The organism is Mesorhizobium album (assembly GCF_033977205.1).
GTDB lineage: Bacteria > Pseudomonadota > Alphaproteobacteria > Rhizobiales > Rhizobiaceae > Mesorhizobium > Mesorhizobium album.
On record NZ_JAVIIW010000051.1, the window covers coordinates 1 to 17,947 of the forward strand.

The 17,947-nt window shown below is 62.4% G+C and carries 10 protein-coding genes; 2 read left to right on the forward strand and 8 right to left on the reverse strand.

Annotated elements, in window-relative coordinates; all coding sequences use genetic code 11:
* A partial coding sequence (locus RFN28_RS29135; RefSeq protein ID WP_320290590.1) for a calcium-binding protein occupies nt 1-3,241 on the reverse strand: 3,241 nt, incomplete at its 3' end.
* A gap of 1,444 nt (nt 3,242-4,685) precedes the next feature.
* Between RFN28_RS29135 and RFN28_RS29140 the strand changes: the two genes are divergently transcribed.
* Nucleotides 4,686-5,798 carry an IS110 family RNA-guided transposase gene (locus tag RFN28_RS29140; protein ID WP_320290591.1) on the forward strand — a complete coding sequence of 371 codons (1,113 nt, stop codon included), beginning with the start codon at nt 4,686-4,688 and terminating at the stop codon, nt 5,796-5,798.
* 727 nt (nt 5,799-6,525) lie between these two features.
* On the opposite strand, the gene RFN28_RS29145 is transcribed toward RFN28_RS29140, so the two are convergent.
* Nucleotides 6,526-8,484, reverse strand: coding sequence for an acetoacetate--CoA ligase (locus RFN28_RS29145; protein WP_320290592.1), 1,959 nt, complete (start codon nt 8,482-8,484; stop codon nt 6,526-6,528).
* A 263-nt stretch (nt 8,485-8,747) separates the two neighbouring features.
* On the opposite strand from RFN28_RS29145, the gene RFN28_RS29150 reads away from it, so the two are divergent.
* Nucleotides 8,748-10,640, forward strand: coding sequence for an AsmA family protein (locus tag RFN28_RS29150; protein WP_320290593.1), 1,893 nt, complete (start codon nt 8,748-8,750; stop codon nt 10,638-10,640).
* A gap of 76 nt (nt 10,641-10,716) precedes the next feature.
* Here the strand turns inward: RFN28_RS29150 and RFN28_RS29155 are convergent, their stop codons facing one another.
* The 6 genes from RFN28_RS29155 to RFN28_RS29180 form a co-directional block, all read right to left on the reverse strand.
* Entirely contained in the window at nt 10,717-11,535 is an 819-nt protein-coding gene (locus RFN28_RS29155) for an ABC transporter permease (protein WP_124997935.1), read from the reverse strand.
* Nucleotides 11,532-12,497, reverse strand: coding sequence for an ABC transporter permease subunit (locus RFN28_RS29160; protein WP_320290594.1), 966 nt, complete (start codon nt 12,495-12,497; stop codon nt 11,532-11,534). The genes RFN28_RS29155 and RFN28_RS29160 overlap by 4 nt, the downstream gene beginning before the upstream one ends.
* A 9-nt stretch (nt 12,498-12,506) precedes the next feature.
* Nucleotides 12,507-13,646 (reverse strand): ABC transporter ATP-binding protein, encoded by a 1,140-nt coding sequence (locus tag RFN28_RS29165; protein ID WP_320290595.1) that lies wholly within the window; start codon nt 13,644-13,646, stop codon nt 12,507-12,509.
* A gap of 171 nt (nt 13,647-13,817) precedes the next feature.
* Nucleotides 13,818-14,915: a polyamine ABC transporter substrate-binding protein gene (locus RFN28_RS29170; protein WP_320290596.1), complete on the reverse strand. Its 1,098-nt coding sequence runs from the start codon at nt 14,913-14,915 to the stop codon at nt 13,818-13,820.
* A 340-nt stretch (nt 14,916-15,255) separates the two neighbouring features.
* Complete coding sequence (locus RFN28_RS29175) at nt 15,256-16,206, reverse strand: DMT family transporter (protein WP_320290597.1); 951 nt, start codon at nt 16,204-16,206, stop codon at nt 15,256-15,258.
* 156 nt (nt 16,207-16,362) lie between these two features.
* A complete protein-coding gene (locus RFN28_RS29180) occupies nt 16,363-17,811 on the reverse strand; it encodes a helix-turn-helix domain-containing protein (protein ID WP_320290598.1) in 1,449 nt (482 codons plus the stop codon).
* Nucleotides 17,812-17,947: the final 136 nt, after the last annotated feature.

The following is a 17,947-nucleotide window of genomic DNA, read 5'->3' on the forward strand; positions in this document are numbered from 1 at the left end:
CCGTATCGTTGCCGCCGACGGTGTAGACGATGTCGTCGCCGTCCGTGGCGGGCAGTGTCAAAGGCGTGTCGTCACCCGGCGTGCCGACAATCACCTTGAAATTGCCGGCCACGAAATCGTCTTTCGTCAGTTGGATGGGAGAAGTGCCATCCAACTGGACGACCAGGTCGGTCCCGTCGAGTTCGAAATTGCCGTTGGTGTCCCCGTAAAGATATGTGTGGCCGTTGAGTTCCTTCCACCAAATCTGTGAAAAGCCTGGGCCTATATCGCTTCCCTGCAAGACACCATAAGGAGTGACTACACCGATGAACTGGTCTCCAAGTGTTCCGGTAAAAGCAGCTCCCAGTTGCCCCATGAACACCAGTGGCCCGCCGTCATAATTGCCAGGGGAACCACGCGCCACCGAGAGATCGAGCTTGTCGCCGTCGGACTGATTGAAGTCTGTGATCGTGTCGTGCTCGGCAAACGTCGATGCGGAGGCCGTCAAGATGCGGAAGACATCGGCTTCTGTGCCGCCTGTCAGCGTGTCAGCGCCAGCTCCGCCGTCGAGCGTATCGGTGTCTGCACCACCTTGCAGTATGTCGTCGCCTGTCCCGCCTAGCAGGGTGTCATTGTTCTTATCACCGTAAAGCTGGTCGGCACCGTCATTGCCCACGAGCACGTCATCGTCATCGCCCCCGTGGAGTTCGTCGTGGCCATTATCCCCATAGAGTGTGTCGTTTCCAGCGTCGCCAAACAGCTTGTTGATTGCGGTGTCACCATTCCCAAACGCGTCCACACCGCCGATGAGAATGTCGGCGTTATCGCCGCCATGCAGCGTATCGGCACCAAAGCCACCAACAAGGGTGTCGCTGCCTTCATCACCGTTCAGGGTGTCGTCGTTGCCCTCGCCATAGAGCTGGTCGCCATCAAGGCCGCCATTGAGCGTGTCCATCCCGTCGCCGCCGTAGATGGTGTCGCTACCTGCAAGACCGTCAACCGTATCGTTGCCGCCGACGGTGTAGACGATGTCGTCGCCGTCCGTGGCGGGCAGTGTCAAAGGCGTGTCGTCACCCGGCGTGCCGACAATCACCTTGAAATTGCCGGCCAGGAAATCCCCCGCGGTGAGTTGAATGGGCGCAGAGCCATCCAATTGTACGACTAAGTCTTTTCCGTCCAGTTCAAAATTACTGTTGATGTCAGCGTAAAGATATGCGTGGCCGCCGATTACCTTCCACCATACTTGCGAGAACCCCGCACCAATATCGCTTGCCTTCAAGCCATCGGTGCGAATGAACTGGTCCCCAAGTGTCCCGGTGAAAGTGGCTTCCAATTGACCCATGAAAACCAGTTGACCGCCATCGTAGGAGCCGGGGCCGCCCCGTTCCACTGATAGATCGAGCTTGTCTCCCTCAAGCTGATTGAAGTCGGTCACCACATCAATGCCGGCCAGATTCGAGTCGCTTGCGCTGAAGAACCTGAAAACGTCGGCTTCTGTGCCGCCTGTCAGCGTGTCAGCGCCAATTCCGCCGTCAAGCGTATCTGTCCCTGCACCGCCTTGCAGTATGTCATCGCCTGACGCGCCAAGTAGAGTGTCATTCTCACCGTCGCCAAAAAGCTGATCAGTCCCGCCATTGCCGGAGAGCGTATCAGCGCCATCGCCACCATGGAGCTCGTCGGCCCCACCATCCCCATAGAGTGTGTCGTTTCCAGCGTCGCCAAACAGCTTGTTAATTGCGGTGTCGCCGTTCCCAAATGCATCTACACCACCCATAAGCGTGTCATCGTTCTCGCCGCCATGCAGTGTGTCGGCGCCCAAGCCGCCAACAAGCGTGTCAGTGCCTTCATCACCGTTCAGGGTGTCATCGCCCGACCCGCCGTCCAGCGTATCGTTGTTTAGCCCTCCGTTGAGCGTGTCGCTCTCGTCGTCCCCGAAAAGCTGATCGTCGCCGAGACCTCCGTTCAGCGTATCGACGCCATCGCCGCCGTGCAGCTGGTCATTGCCATCGTTACCATCCAGGACATCATCCCCGCCCTGACCAAAGGCAATGTTGCCGAGGGAAGTGCCCTCATAGGAATCGGACTGATCCGTACCGCGATAGACTATCAGCGAGTCAGAGAAGTCGGCGGCGACGAGCTTTGCATTGGGATCGCTGGTGGTCAGGTGAATGAGCATGTCCTGCTCGCCGAATTGGCCGTCGTCATCGGCGTCGACCCAAATTTCGATGCCCGACCAGCTTCCGATGGTCGTCCAATGCCAAGAAATATCGGCGAACCCATCGGGCGACATGAATGAACCCGACGGCACGCCTGGCGTATAGCTGAACTGGAGCTGTTCCGAATTGAAGGCTAGCGGTAGGTTGCCGTAGAAACTGGGCAGGTCGATTTGGTCGCCGCCAGCTACGCCCAATCCCTCGAAATCAGTGATTGTGTCGACCGTCGAGGGTGCGGACTCGCTGCGCGGAATCCCGAATCCGAATCTGTAAACGTCGTTGCCACCGCCACCGGTCAACGTGTCAGCGCCAAGACCGCCTTCGATAATGTCGGCGCCTCCACCACCGGAGATGGTGTCGCTGCCGTCACCACCCACCAAGGTATCGCCACCTGCACCCCCAGTAAATGTATCCGATCCGTCGCCGCCAATCAGGTGCAGACTACCCGAAGAAACCGAACTGCCATCAACGATCAGTTGATCATTCTGACCTTCAGCCGAACCGTCAACCGCGAGAGTTCCGGCCAACGCGCTCGAAACCGCCTCGTTGCTCAACGTTAGATTGAATGTTCCCCCGCCCTGATAGACGATATCTTCGACCTCTGTAATCGTCGTTGGTGAAAGTGTGACTGACAGACTGCCGGAAACGATCACCGTGTCGTTGCCGGCGCCGCCATCTATGGCATCGGTCGGATCTAGGTGATCTCCCACGACGATCGTGTCATCCCCGCCGCCGGCCGTTACAGTTTCCGTACCGCTGTTTCGAAAATAGAAATAGTCGGCTTGGTCTGACCCCGTCAGCTGGTTAGAAGTATCAAAACGCACAACACTGCCGTCGGCGAACGCGAAATTTGCATCCAGCAGTTCTTCTATAGTTACAGCAGCGAGCGTGACCGTAGTGCCATTGCAAGTCACTGCCACATCCGGGCCAAGCTGCGTGAGCGTCATCTCGCCTGCAGAGAACACTCCATCGAAAATTATCTGATCCTCTGAAAAGGAGAACGAAACTGTAGTTCCAGCCGCATCGGAAAAATTGATGGTGTTACCCATTATTGCCTCCCCAATTACTTATCCAGAGCTTTAGCCGGCGGATGTTCATACTCCGATTTCTTGCCGACATCTGAGCAAGAAGCGGATGGAATTTTCTATGGAGACGGTGTATCGGAGCAGGGCCTATGTGAGCGCCGTAAACCCAGCGGCGGGTCCCTGAAAGGCGGCGATTTCAATATAGAGGCTGCGACCGATCTATTCTGGTCGAAGACTCTTAAGACGATTGTCGGGAGTTGATGCTCGAAGCCGTTTGCGGCCGTCGTATTGGTTTTGGGCAATCTCCCCGCCATTGTACGCCCCTGACAACACCATGGGGTTTTACCCGGCGATGGGAGTAGCCCGAAGTTTGGCGGCTAGCCCGCCTCTGGGCAACAAGTAACCCTCTTCAGGCGGCTGAAGAGCCACCCAAATCTTATCTCCGCAGCTGCCCTTTTTTGGGTAGCTTCCCCAGTTTTCCTTTACATTAGCCATATCTTATTTAGAGCCGATAGTCCAATACTTAATTCGGAAAGTGCTCGGGTTTTTGGAAGGCGATCGACCCCTTGCCCACGTCTCTAACAGTACTGTCCGTCGCACCCACAGCAGCAGGCGTGAGATACTTATTGACGCGAGTTCGTCGGTCGTCGCGGTCCATTTCCCAGGTGACGACCTGACCCAAAGGGGTCATGCGCCTCTCACGCAGCCACAGTATAGTTCCTTCGCCACCTTGCGAGCGAACTTCAAGCTGGCGTTCTTTCAACCAAGAGCATGGGCGGGCACGACCACGGAGGCGGCGATCGTCGAGACGCTGAAATCGCTCGCCGGCCGCCGCACGACGATCGTTCGGTGACGACCTGGTGATCCTGGAGCATGGCAGGGTGAGGAAGCAGGCGCCATTTGCGGCGGTGAGGACAGACGCAGAAGACGGAGATGAGATGCTTCGTGCCCATGCTGAGAGCAGTGGCCGGAAGCCACGAGGGCAGACTTTGGGTGCATCAGACATCGAAAGACCGGCCTCCGTCCGGCACTCCATGTTCAGCCCTTCGCCGCTCGGTTCGGCTACTACGACTTCTGCTGACTTCTGCCGCCCCATCCCGGCGCCTCTCGACGCCGGTAGCACACCTGAAACCAGGGGCAGGTCGGCAGCTCTCCCAGGGTAAGACGCGTGACCTTCGTGCCATATACCTGTCGCATCTACGCCCGCACCCTCCGGGTGATATCGGGCTTCGGGTCTTTACGCCCCCTCGCCCGGATGCGGACGCCTCATATGCGCTTCCTGTTCGTCAGGCCGGCACTTTGCTTACAGCTTCCTTCGGACCTCGCCTCGCGACGACGCCCTTGCTGTTCGGCTAGACGTTATGACCGTGGTGTGAGCGGCGGCCCGCCCTTAGTCTTTGCAGCTGTAAGCAAACGAGGGTTGCGCGGGCAGTGCCGAGCCGAGCCTCAAGCAAAGGAAGGACGGGCCATGAAGCAGGATAACGTTTTTTACGTCGGTGTCGATGTGTCGAAGGCCAAGCACGCGATTGCGATTGCCGAGGGCAGCCGGGAGGGAGAGGTCCGCTATTTCGGCGAGATCGAGGCGACGCCGGCGGCAGTGGAGCGGTTCGTGCGCAAGCTGGAGAAGAAGCATGCTTGTTTGCATTTTTGCTATGAAGCCGGCCCGACCGGTTACGGGCTCTATCGCCAACTCGTCGAACTCGGTCACCGCTGCGACGTCGTCGCAGCCTCGCTGATCCCCAAGCGGCCGGGCGAGCGCGTCAAGACCAACCGGCGCGATGCGGTCAGCCTGGCGCGGCTGTTGCGGGCGGGCGAACTGAAGGGCATCTGGGTTCCCGACACCGTGCATGAAGCGGTGCGCGATCTGGTGCGGGTGCGGGCTGCAGCGAGCGAAGACCTGCGCAAGAAGCGCCAGCAGATGCTCTCGTTCCTGCTGCGCCACGGCCGCGTGTTTACTGGCCAAAAAAATTGGAGCCGGGCCCATGCCCGCTGGCTGGCGGCGCAGAAGTTCGACCATCCGGCCCAGCAGATCGTCTTCCAGGACCAGGTCGACGTGATCACCGATGCGCAGGCTCGGCTGGAGCGGCTGGATGCGCAGTTGGCCGAGCTGGTGCCGAGTTGGTCGATGGCGCCGGTGGTGGCGGCCTATCAGGCGCTGCGTGGTGTGTCCTTCATCGTCGCCGTCACCTTTGTCAGCGAAGTCGGCGATGTCCGCCGCTTCGACAATCCGCGCCAGCTGATGGCCTTTCTCGGCCTGGTGCCCTCGGAGCGCTCGACCGGCGAGACGGTCAAGCGCGGCGGCCTGACGCTGGCCGGCAATCGCCGCGCCCGCCGCGTCCTGATCGAAGGCGCCTGGGCCTACCGCTATCCCGCCAGGGTGAGCGAGACCATTCGCGTCCGGCTCGAGGGTCTGCCGAAGGCGGTGCGCGAGATCGCCTGGAAGGCGCAGACCCGGCTTTGCGCCCGCTACCGGCGCCTGATGGCCGCGGGCAAGAAGGCCCCGATCATCGTTGCGGCGATCGCGCGCGAGATGGCGGCGTTCCTGTGGGCCATTGGCCACCAGGTCGAACCGGTCAACTGAAATGCGGTGCGCTTGCTGTTCATCGAAGGTCAGGATCCCGGTAAGCGTCCCCTTGGCACGGGCGCCGCCGGATTGAGGGGCTCTGCCCGCGCCGGTCTCCGGCGAAAATCACGGGCAGCACGGCGACGGGATGTGGCCACGGTGGGGAATTCCCGCGAACCGCTGCGTGGCTGGGGATATCAGCCCCCAACGCCCGACCGCTAGACAGGGATAGCCCAAGACGAATTACGGAAGTGCGGTAGCCAACCCGCGGATAAGAGTATGATCAACCGTCGTCTTAAAGGCCCATCCCGTCCCCGTGCTGCCCCATCAACGGCAACAAAACCTGTGGCAAAGGCCACAGGGCGGACAAGCCTCATCCATCACCCTTGACCACGGTCATAAGAGCGGTTCCCATCACCAGGGCCCGCAGAGGACTTGCACCTCCAAGTCATCGGCCGGATACCATCCCGGCCAAACGGTGCTTTCACACCACGCGCCATGCCTGGCGCACATAAGAAAAAGGCGTCCAACGGACGCCTTGAAGATGGGATTGCTGTCACAACGGGGCTTGAGCGAATCTGATCCTCAGGGACGAGGAACGGGATTTCTCCCTCAAGTTACACGCGACTATCAGCGCCGTCCCTTAACAAGTCCTTACCTGGGCGCGAAAAAATTTACGAATGTGTACCACTCGTGAAATCTAGGTAAATTCGACCGACACTATTCGTTAACCATGCCAGGCGGCCTAATCAGCAAGCTGCGGCAGGTTCCTGAACAGCTCCAGCGCCTCGGGATTGGCGAGCGCCTCCTTGTTCTTGACGGCGCGGCCGTGGACCACGTCGCGCACGGCGAGCTCGGTGATCTTGCCCGATTTGGTCCGCGGGATGTCGGTCACGGCGACGATCTTGGCCGGCACGTGGCGCGGGCTGGCGCCGGTGCGGATCCTGGCGCGGATGCGCTTTTCCAGATCCTCGTCGAGGCTCACCCCGGCGGCAAGCCGCACGAACAGCACGACGCGCACATCATTGTCGAAATCCTGGCCGATGCAGAGCGCCTCCAGGATTTCCGGCATCTGCTCGACCTGGTTGTAGATCTCGGCGGTGCCGATCCTCACCCCACCCGGATTGAGCGTGGCGTCGGAACGGCCGTGGATGATCATGCCGCCATGCGCCGTCCATTCGGCGAAGTCGCCATGGCACCAGACATTGTCAAAGCGCTCGAAATAGGCCGCGTGGTATTTCTTGCCCTCGAGGTCGTTCCAGAAGCCGATCGGCATCGACGGGAAGGCTTTCGTGCAGACGAGCTCGCCCTTCTCCTGCTTGATCGGCTTGCCGTCGTCGTCCCAAACGTCGACGGCGAGACCGAGACCCGGTCCCTGGATCTCCCCGCTCCAGACCGGCTCTGTCGGCACGCCGAGCACGAAGCAGGAGACGATGTCGGTGCCGCCGGAAATCGAGGCCAGATGCACATCCTTCTTGATGCCGTCATAGACGAAGCGGAAATCCTCCGGCGACAGCGGCGAGCCGGTGGAGGAGATGGTGCGCACGCTTGAAAGGTCGTGGCTCTTGATGGGTTTCAGCCCTGCCTTGCGCACGGAATCGATGAACTTCGCCGAGGTGCCGAAATAGGTCATCTTCTCGGCGTCGGCGAAATCGAACAGCACGTTGCCGTCGGGGTAGAAGGGCGAGCCGTCGTAGAGCAGCAAGGTCGCGCCCGAGGCGAGGCCGGAAACCAGCCAGTTCCACATCATCCAGCCGCAGGTGGTGAAGTAGAAGAAAAGGTCGCCGTCGGAGAGGCCGGCATGCAGGCGCTGCTCCTTGACGTGCTGGATCAGCGTGCCGCCGGCCGAATGCACGATGCATTTCGGAATGCCGGTCGTGCCGGAAGAGAACAGGATGTAAAGCGGGTGCGCAAAAGGCAGCCGCTCGAAGGCGAGCGCCTTGACGGCGAAGGGTGAGAGCACCTCTTCCAGCGCCGCTGCCTCGTCGATGGTGGCGGCGACATCGGAGGACGTGCCGAGATAATCGACGATCAGCACCTTGCGCAGGGTCGCCAGCTTCGCCGCCACCGCCCGGACCTTGTCGGCGACCTCGATCGCCTTGCCGTTATACCAATAGCCGTCGGGCGCGATGAAGACGACCGGCTCGATCTGGCCGAAACGGTCGAGCACGCCCTGTTCGCCGAAGTCCGGAGAGCAGGAGGACCAGACGGCGCCGATCGAGGCGGCAGCCAGCATGGCGGCGATCGTCTCGGGCATGTTGGGCATCATTGCGGCGATGCGGTCGCCCTGCTTGACCCCAAGCGACAGGAAGAGCTGCTGCAGGCGCGAGGTGAGCGCATGGAGCTCGTTCCAGGACAGCCGGCGCTCAACCTTGTCCTCGCCGCGAAAGACGATGGCCAAGCCGCCACCTGTCTTCTTAAGCAGGTTCTCAGCGAAATTGAGCTTTGCGTCGGGAAAGAAGGCGGCGCCAGGCATCTTCTCGCCATCGACGAGAGCCCGTTCGCCCTTGTCACCGAGAAGCCCGCAGAAATCCCAGACCAGGCTCCAGAATCCCTCGCGGTCGTCGATCGACCAGCGGTGCAATTCGGCATAGGTGGAGAAAGCTTCGCCTGATTTCGCCGCCGCTTCCTTCATGAAGGCGGTCATCGGAGCGGAGGCGATCCGGTCCTGCGTCGGCGTCCACAAGGGGGTGTCGGCGGCCATGATCGTTCCTCCCAAAGCGCGTCGCGATTGCGGCAGTCAAGCCTGATATCGCTTGCGTCGTTGTCCCAAAACCGGCGTTCCGTTTCCAAGCCGGACGGGTCTATCGCTTATGCATACCGCGGCGCAGCAGAGCAAGATTTTGTTGGAATTGCGAATACAGATGCGGCGCAAATGCCATCGCAGGGCCATAAAGACTTGAAAAGCGTCGGCGCTCGGTTACACCCGTCGAGCGATTTGTCGGCAATGGAAGCATACGGGGCGAGATGCCATCATCTTTGATCCGGCGCGGGGTATGGGTGATCGGCGTTGCGGTGCTGGTCATCGCGCTCGCCGTCGCCACCCTGCCGCTGATTGCCTCAACCCGCATCGTGCGTGACCGCATCGCCTGGGAATTGAGCGCCTGGAGCGGCTTCAGGGTGACGATCGACGGCTCGCCGCGCATCGAGGTGTGGCCGAAGTTCCGGGCGATCCTCAGCGATGTGACGCTGTCGCAATGGACCGAGACCGACGCGCCGCCGGTGGTTGAAGCCGAGCGCGTCGAGGTCGGCCTCTCGGCCATGGCCGCCCTGCAGGGCGATGTTCAATTCTCGACGGCAAGGCTTGTGCGGCCGACCATCAGGGTCGAGCGCACGGCGAACGGCTTCTATCTGCCGCCGCTGCCCACCGGCGGCCGCATAACGCGCTCGATCGACACCGCGCGCGGCGTAGTCAGCGCGAACCCGCAGAAGCCCGATCTCGGCAGACTGCCTTCCGATCCGTTCGGCATCGTCGAATTCCGCGACGGCCGCATAGTGACCTCGGAGGGCGGCAAGGACACCGAGATCCTGAGCAGCCTCAACGGCCAGGTGAACTGGGCGGCGATGAACAGCGATGCCACACTGACGGCGACCGGGATATGGCGCGGCGAGAGCGTTCAGATCGATTTTTCCTCGGCAAGGCCGCTGGTGCTGTTTGCCGGAGGGGTCGCGCCCGTCACGCTCGCCTTCAAGGCGGCGCCCGCGACCCTCTCCTTCGACGGCGTCGCCTCGATGTCGGAGAACGCCTATCTGGACGGCCAGGCGAAATTCGCCGCTCCGTCGCTGAGACGCCTGCTTGAATGGTCACAGGCCGGCATCGCGCCCAGCGCCGCGATCGGCTCCGTCTCGGTCGCAAGCAAGGTGACGGCCTCGGCGGGACGGGCGAAATTCGAGAGCACGACGGTGGCGCTGGACAACAATCCCGGCATGGGGGCGCTGGATTTCTCATTCAGCGAGGCGCTGCCCGTCATTTCCGGCACGCTTGCCTTCGACACGCTTGACCTTCGATCGTTCCTGTCCGCCTTCACGCCGATCGCGCCGACCGGCCAAGGGGGTCCCGGCGATATCGACACCAGCTTCGCCGACAAGATCAATCTCGATCTCAGACTGTCGGCGGCGCACGCCACTGCCGGCCCCATCCAGCTTGCCGACGTCGCCGCGACCGCGCAGGTCAAGAACGGACTTGCCGTCTTCGACATTTCCGACGCGTCCGCCTTTAACGGCAACATCCAGAGCAGCCTGCGTTTCGACCGCAAGCCGGACGGTACCCAGGTCGAGATGCGGCTCTTGGCATCGAACGTCGACACCGGCGCCTTCGCCACCGCGGCGGGGATGACGCGGCTGGTGCCAGCCGGCACCGGCACTGTCTCGGTCATCCTCAAGGGGCCGGGGAAGGCCTGGGATTCGATCTTCGAGAATGCCGACGGATCCTTCTCGGCAACATTCGGCCCGGGTTCGCTCAACGGCCTCAACCTGCCAGCCTTCCTCAAGCGCAACGAACAGGGCGGATTCTTCGCCCTTGACGACGTCGCCGACGGTTCGCTGCCGATCGACGGCGCCGAGATCAAGGCGAGCATCTCGAAAGGCGTGGCGCGCCTGGACAAGGCCGAGGTCAATTCACAGAAGTACAAGATCTGGCTTTCGGGCATCGCCTCCTATACGGGGCGCGGGCTGGCGCTGTCCGGCGGCATCATTCCGAACGGCCAGCCTGCGCAGCAACAGCCGGCGCAGCAATCAGCCGCCAGCGGTCAGGCAGCGGTGCAGGCGCCGCCGCCGCCAAAGCAGTCGCTGTTCTTCGTCGGCGGCAACTGGAGCACGCCGTTCATCTCGCCGATCAGCCGCGGCGTTTCAGGCCAATAATTTCTGGAAAAGCGCGCAGGCGACTCTCCGTCAGGGATAGGAAGCACAAGGCGCAGGTCGCGCCCGTCCTTTTTCCTCACCCGCGCTGCGCTGCCTGCTCGTCGCGCTGGCGCTGGACCTCACGGCGCTTGTTGGCGATGGAGGCGATGATGACGCCGATCGCAACGACGGCGATCAGAATGGTGCAGGCGGCGTTGATTTCAGGCGTCACGCCGAGGCGCACCTGGCTGTAGATCTTCATCGGCAGCGTTGTGGCGCCCGGGCCCGAGGTGAAGCTGGCGATGACCAGGTCGTCGAGCGAGAGCGTGAAGGCCAGCATCCAGCCGGAGATGATCGCCGGCATGATGACCGGCAAGGTGATCTGGAAGAAGGTTTTCACCGGCGGCGCGCCGAGATCCATGGCGGCTTCCTCCAGCGAACGGTCGAAGGAGACCAGACGCGACTGCACGACGACGGCCACGAAGCACATGGTGAAGGTGATATGGGCGAGCGTGACCGTGAAGAAGCCGCGATCGAGCCCGACAGCCACGAACAGCAGCAGCAGCGACAGGCCGGTGATGACTTCCGGCATGACCAGCGGCGCAAAGACCATGCCGGAAAACAGCACCCTGCCCTTGAAGCGCGTGTAGCGCGTCAAGGTGATCGCGGCGAGGGTGCCGAGCACGGTCGCCACGGTGGCGGAGATGACGCCGACGCGCGCCGTCACCCAGGTCGCGTCCATCAGGCCCTGGTTGTGGAACAGCGACACGTACCATTTGGTCGAGAAGCCGCCCCAGACAGTGACCAGCTTCGATTCGTTGAAGGAAAAGACGATGAGCAGCACGATCGGCAAATAGAGGAAGGCAAAGCCGAGCACGATCGAGGTGATGTTGAAGCGGCTCCAGGTGGCGTTCATTTGCCTTGCTCCTGGGCGCGCGCCTGAGCCTGCTGGAAGAACATGATCGGAACGGTCAGCACCAGGAGCAGGATGACCGCCACCGCCGACGAGACCGGCCAGTCGCGGTTGGCGAAGAACTCGTTCCACAGCGTCTTGCCGATCATCAGCGTCTGCGAGCCGCCGAGCAGGTCCGGGATGACGAACTCGCCGACGGCCGGGATGAAGACCAGCAGGCAGCCGGCGATCACGCCCGGCAGCGACAGCGGGAAGGTGATTTTCCAGAAGGCGCCGGTCGGCGGGCAGCCGAGGTCCTGCGCCGCCTCGATCAGCGAATAATCCATCTTCTCCAGCGAGGAATAGAGCGGCAGCACCATGAAGGGCAGGTAGGAATAGACGATGCCGATGAAGATCGCCGTGTAGGTGTTGAGGATGACCAGCGGCTGGCTGACGATGTGCAGCGACAGAAGGACCTGGTTGAGCAGGCCCTCGGGCTTGAGGATGCCGATCCAGGCATAGACGCGAATCAGGAACGAGGTCCAGAACGGCAGGATCACCAGCATCAGAAGGGTCGGGCGCACCGTCGCCGGCGCGCGCGCCATGCCATAGGCGATCGGATAGCCGACGATCAGCGTCAGCACCGTCGAGATCGCCGCGATGATCAGGCTCGTCACATAGGCGTTGAAGTAGAGCGCGTCCTGGGTCAGCCAGGTGTAGTTGTCGAAGTTCAGTTCACGGAAACCGGCGAGGAATCCGGAAACGCCGTCGCTGAAATCGAGCACGGGCGTGTAGGGCGGCATCGAGATCGCCGTCTGCGACAGCGAGATCTTGAAGACGATGATGAAGGGAACGAGGAAGAAAAACAGCAGCCAGAGATAGGGAATGATGATGACGAGGCGGCCGACGAAGCCCTTCGCCAGCCTGGTTGGCAACGCGGCTGCGGTTTCGGCCGACGGAGAAGCGGCGGCGGCGATGTTGGTCATGGCGCCCTCCTACCTGGTCAGCACGACGCCGGCGTCCGGCCGGAAGGAGACCCAGGCGCGGTCGTTCCAGGTCAGCGGATCCTCGCTGACACGGGCGGCGTTCAACGCGCTGGCCCTCACGATCTGCCCGTCGTCAAGCCTGACATGATAGACGGTCATGTCGCCGAGATAGGCGACATCGTAGACCTCGCCCTCCAGCGCGTTGACGGCGTCAGCCGGTTTCTTCGACGAAACCTTGATCTTTTCCGGCCGGATCGCGAAGACGATGTCGGCGCCGGCATTGGCATCGCCGCCATTGTCGACGAGGATCTGAGCGCCGGTCGCGCCGGTGATGCGCGTCGCGCTGGCCGTCCGCTCGGCGACCTTGCCCTCGAACAGGTTCACATTGCCGACGAAATGCGCCACGAAGCGCGAGGTCGGCGCCTCGTAGATTTCCGCCGGGGTCGCGACCTGCATCACCTCGCCCTTGTCCATGATGGCGATGCGGTCGGCCATGGTCATGGCCTCTTCCTGGTCGTGGGTGACGACGACGAAGGTGAGGCCAAGCTCCTGCTGCAGGTCCATCAGCTCGAACTGCGTCTCCTCGCGCAGCTTCTTGTCGAGCGCGCCGAGCGGCTCGTCCAGAAGCAGGACCTTCGGCCGCTTGGCGACCGAGCGGGCAAGAGCGACACGCTGGCGCTGGCCGCCGGAAAGCTGGTGCGGCTTGCGCTTGGCGAACTGCTCGAGCTTGACCAGCCTAAGCATCTCGGCGACGCGCTTTTCGATATCCGGCGCCGGCATGCCTTCCTGCTTGAGGCCGAAGGCGATGTTCTTTTCCACAGTCATATGCGGAAACAGCGCATAGGACTGGAACATCATGTTGACCGGCCGCTTGTAGGGCGGGATGCCGCGCAGGTCCTGGCCGTCGAGCAGGATGCGGCCGGCCGTCGGCTCCTCGAAGCCGGCGAGCATCCTCAGCAAGGTCGACTTGCCGCAGCCCGAGGCGCCAAGCAGCGCGAAGAACTCACGCTCGAAAATGGTCAGCGACAGGTTGTTGACGGCGGTGAAGTCGCCGAACTTCTTGGTCACCCTGTCGAACTGAATGTACGGCTTGGCGCTCGGATCATTCCACGGCGCGAAATCCCTGCGGATGCTGCCAAGCGATTTCATGTCCCCACTCCGGTTTTGTTCGAAAGCGGTTCATCGTTTCAAAGAAAACGCAGAACCGCTCCATCTGTTTTGTTGTGCCGCAATTCCTGGCGGAGCCCGCCGGCACTTTTTCTGGAATTGCCCCGAAGAAAACGACCCCGGCAGTTGACTGCCGGGGTCGCGTCTCAATGCTTATTGGCCGGTGACGATCTTGGTCCATGTGCGCGTGATGACGCGCTGTGTCTTGGGATCGTACGGCTTCACGGTATAGAGCTTCTTGGTCGTCTCCTCGTCGGGATAGACCGAAATATCTTCCAGCAGTGCCTTGTCGACGAATTGCTGCGAGGCTTTGTTGCCGTTGGCGTAAAGCACGTAGTTCGACGACTTGGCGATGACTTCAGGCGTCATCAAGTAGTTGATGAACTCATGCGCCTCGGCGACGTGCTGCGCATCGGCCGGGATCGCCATCTGGTCGAACCACATCTGGGCGCCTTCCTTCGGCACCGAATAGCCGATCTCGACGCCCTGCTTGGCCTCCTGGGCGCGGTTGCGGGCCTGAAACACATCGCCCGACCAGCCGACCGCCAGGCAGATATCGCCGTTAGCGAGCGCATTGATGTATTCGGAGGAATGGAACTTGCGGATATAGGGCCGGACCTTCAGCAGCGCTTCCTCGGCCTTGGCGATGTCGTCGGGCGAGGTGCTGTTCGGATCGAGGCCGAGATATTTCAGCGCCGCCGGAATGATGTCGGCCGGCGAATCCAGCACATAGACGCCGCAATCCTTCAGCTTGGCGAGGCTGTCCGGATTGAAGAACACGTCCCAGCTGTCGATCTTGTCGGTGCCGAGTGCGGCTTGCACCTTCTTGGTGTTATAGCCGAGGCCGACCGTGCCCCACATGTAGTTGACCGAATATTCATTGCCCGGATCGTACTTGGCGGTGCGGTCCGAGATCACGTCCCACATGTTGGAGATGTTCGGCAGCTTCGACTTGTCGAGCTTCTGGAACACGCCGGCCTGGATCTGGCGGGCCAGGAAGTTGGCGCTCGGCACGACGACATCGTAGCCGCTGCCGCCGGCCAGCAGCTTCGTCTCCAGGATCTCGTTGGAATCGAAGGTGTCGTAGACGACCTTGATGCCCGTTTTCTTGGTGAAGTCTTCGATGATCGAGCTGTCGATGTAGTCCGACCAGTTATAGACGTTGACGACGCGGTCCTCGGCGTGGCCGCCTATGGTGAAAAGCGTCAGAAATGCCGAAGTTGCCGAAAGCCAGAGCGCTTTGCGGATCATGCTGTTCTCCTTTGGTGAGTATTCCCCTGCCGGCCTGTCGCGGCGTGAGCGCAGAACGGCATTTGGTTGAGATCGTTGGGATGTCCGGAGGGCGACAAGTGCGATCCGCTGGTGCCATGCCGGATCGTTGAGTAGCGGCTGCAGCCCTTAACCTCCCCCCGGGAAGGTATCAGAGCGGCGTCAGCGGCGTTCGCTGCGGCGTAAACAAAAATATGACTTTGCGGTCCGGCCCCGGTGGGGCCGGCGGAGACACTTGGCAAGATACGCCTGTCTTGTTGTTGCCGTGATCGCAGCCTGCCCGCCCGGTGACGGGGTTGTCAATGGGGAAGACTCCCGAGCGTCAATTGGGAGACGGCAGGCCGGTGATGCCCGGCCGCTCGGGGCGCGTCTGCCGCTTGAATTCAAATGCGATATGGACAAGCAGCGCGGTGACGACGACCGCGCCGCCGATGATGGTGCGCACCGACGGCACCTCGGAATGGACGAGCCAGACCCAGATCGGGCCGAGGATCGGCTCGAAAGTGCCGAGCAGCGCCGCGACGGCGGCAGGCACGAGACGCGCGCCCATCGCGAAGAAGGCAAGGCCGACGCCGAGATTGATGACGCCGAAGGCGAAGAGAAAGCCCATGTCGCGCCCGGAAACGGCGAATTCCGACGCCTGCGATGCGGCAAAGGCGCCGGCAAGCAGGGTGGCGAGGCAATTGGCCGGCACCATGCGCACATGGGCAAAGCGCCGGGTGATCACAGTCGCGACCGAGAACATCACCGCGATCAGCAGCGCCAGCCCGTCGCCGATCGGCGAGACGGCGCCGCCGAGGGATTCCGAGACCATGATGGCGACGCCGGTGATGACGGCGGCAATGGCGATCCAGGTGGCGAGGCTCACACGTTCGCGAAACAGCAGCCAGGCAAGCAAGGCTGCCAGCAGCGGCACGCCGGCCTGCATCAACAGGATGTTGGCGACCGTCGTGTAGGCGAGCGCCACCACGAAGCTCGTCGAGGCGGTGGCGAAGCAGAAGGCGACGCCGAGCCCGGGCAGGCCCATGTCGCGGAAGAGCTTCAAGGTGCCGCGCCAGCCGTCGCGCCAGAGCATGAAGGCAATGAGGAAGGCCACCGCCCACAGCGAGCGCCAGAACACCACGGTCCAGCTGTCGCCGACATGGATGAAGCGGGCGATGGTGCCGCCAAAACTCCACATCAGCGCCGACAGGAAGACCAAGAGCATGCCGATCCGCTCCTCGCGCGGCGAGACGACAGGCAAGGCGATGCGAGGCGAAGCGGTATCGGACATGGACACGACTGTCAGCGGGTTGCGGGCGGCACAATCCAGCGGGGACGACAAGACCCTGGCCCATTCGCGTAGCGCAAAGGCGAGCGCCCGGCGTGATCCAGCAACCGCTGAAATGTGGGACAAAGCCACGCGTTTTTCACCCAAAACGCTGCGGCACTATCCCTGGAAATCGAAGGCGCTGAGGCCCGTCACCATCTCGTCGAGGCCGAGCGGGCGGGTGACGGGCGGCTCGGCGCGCGCCAGGCACCCGACGCGCTCGCACAGCCTGCAGGCCGGACCGACCGGCGTTGCGAATGCCGCGCCCTGCGCGGTCTTGCCGGCGGCCGGCCCGGGCAGCGCCGCGCTGTAGACGATCTCGTCGCGAAAGCCGATGTCGCAGCCGAGCAGAAGCGCGGTGCGCCGCGGGCGCTCCGAGAAGGCGCCTTGCGGCCCTTCGAGCGTGTGGGCGATGCAGAGGAACTCTGCGCCGTCGGGCATTTCCACCGCCTCGACCAGAATCCGGCCCGGCTGCGAAAAGGCGGCATGGACGGGGAGCTTCGGGCAGGCGCCGCCGAAGCGGCTTTGCGGATAGCCCTGGCTGCCCGCCTTGCGGAAGCGGTTGCCGGCATTGTCGACCTCCAGCATGAAGAACGGCACGCCAGAGGCGCCCGGCCGCTGCAGCATGGTCAGGCGATTTGCCGCCTGTTCGAAGGACACGCCGAAGCGGGAGCGCAAAACGTCGATGTCGTAGCGGGCGCGGACGGCCGCCGCATGAAAGGCCTGATAGGGCATCATCAGCGCGTGCGCGGCATAGCGGCCGAGCTCGAAGCGGGCGAGCCGGCGTGCCTCGTCGGTGCCGAGCTTCAACGCCTGGATCTCGGCCGCCACGGCCACCGTCATGCGCATCAGGCTCGCTTCCATGGCGACTTCGCGCAGCTGATCGAAGGGGGACAGCCGCTCGGACAGGAAGAGGCGCTGCGAGTGGCGGTCATAGCGCCTGCGCCAGTTCGGCATGGTGGCGACCGGCAGCACCTTGACGACGATGCCGTGCTCGCGTTTCAGCCAGGCCTTCAGCGCGCCGAACAGGTCGTCGCCGGGATCGAGCACCGAGGTGAAGGCCTCCGCCTCTTCCTCGAGCGCCGCAAAGTGATTGGGCCGCCGTTCCAGCACCTCGTGCACCTCGTCGACCGGCAGGCGCGTGCCGGACAGCGCGGTCGCCCGGCCCTCCCGCGCCAGAAGCTCGTTGAGGTCCGACAGCCGCTCGGCCTGCTCGCGATAGGCGCGAAACAATTTCACCATCGCGGCGGAAGCGTTCGGCGCGATCTCGGCGAGGTCGATCAGCTCCTGGTCGCCTGGGAGCTCGCCGGCCAGCAGCGGATCGCCGAACACCTCCTTCAGCGCCGCGATCGATCCTTTGGTCTCGCCCTGCAGTTCGTGCGGGTCGACCTTGTAGACAGCCGCCAGCTTGAGGATCAGCTGCACCGTCAGCGGCCGCTGGTTGCGCTCGATGAGGTTGAGATAGGAGGGCGAGATGCCCAGCCCTTCGGCCATCGCCGTCTGGGTCAGGCCCTTGGCGTTGCGAAGCCGGCGGATGCGCGGCCCGGCAAAGATTTTCTGGTCGGCCAATCGACTGTCCTTGACAAGATTTTACATGAAGTCGGGCGCGCGCTGCGCACCTGACCTTTACAATCGTGACAAATTTACACTGCCGACCTGTCAAACACAACACAGATTTTCCCTTATTTTCGCGGAAAAACCTTGG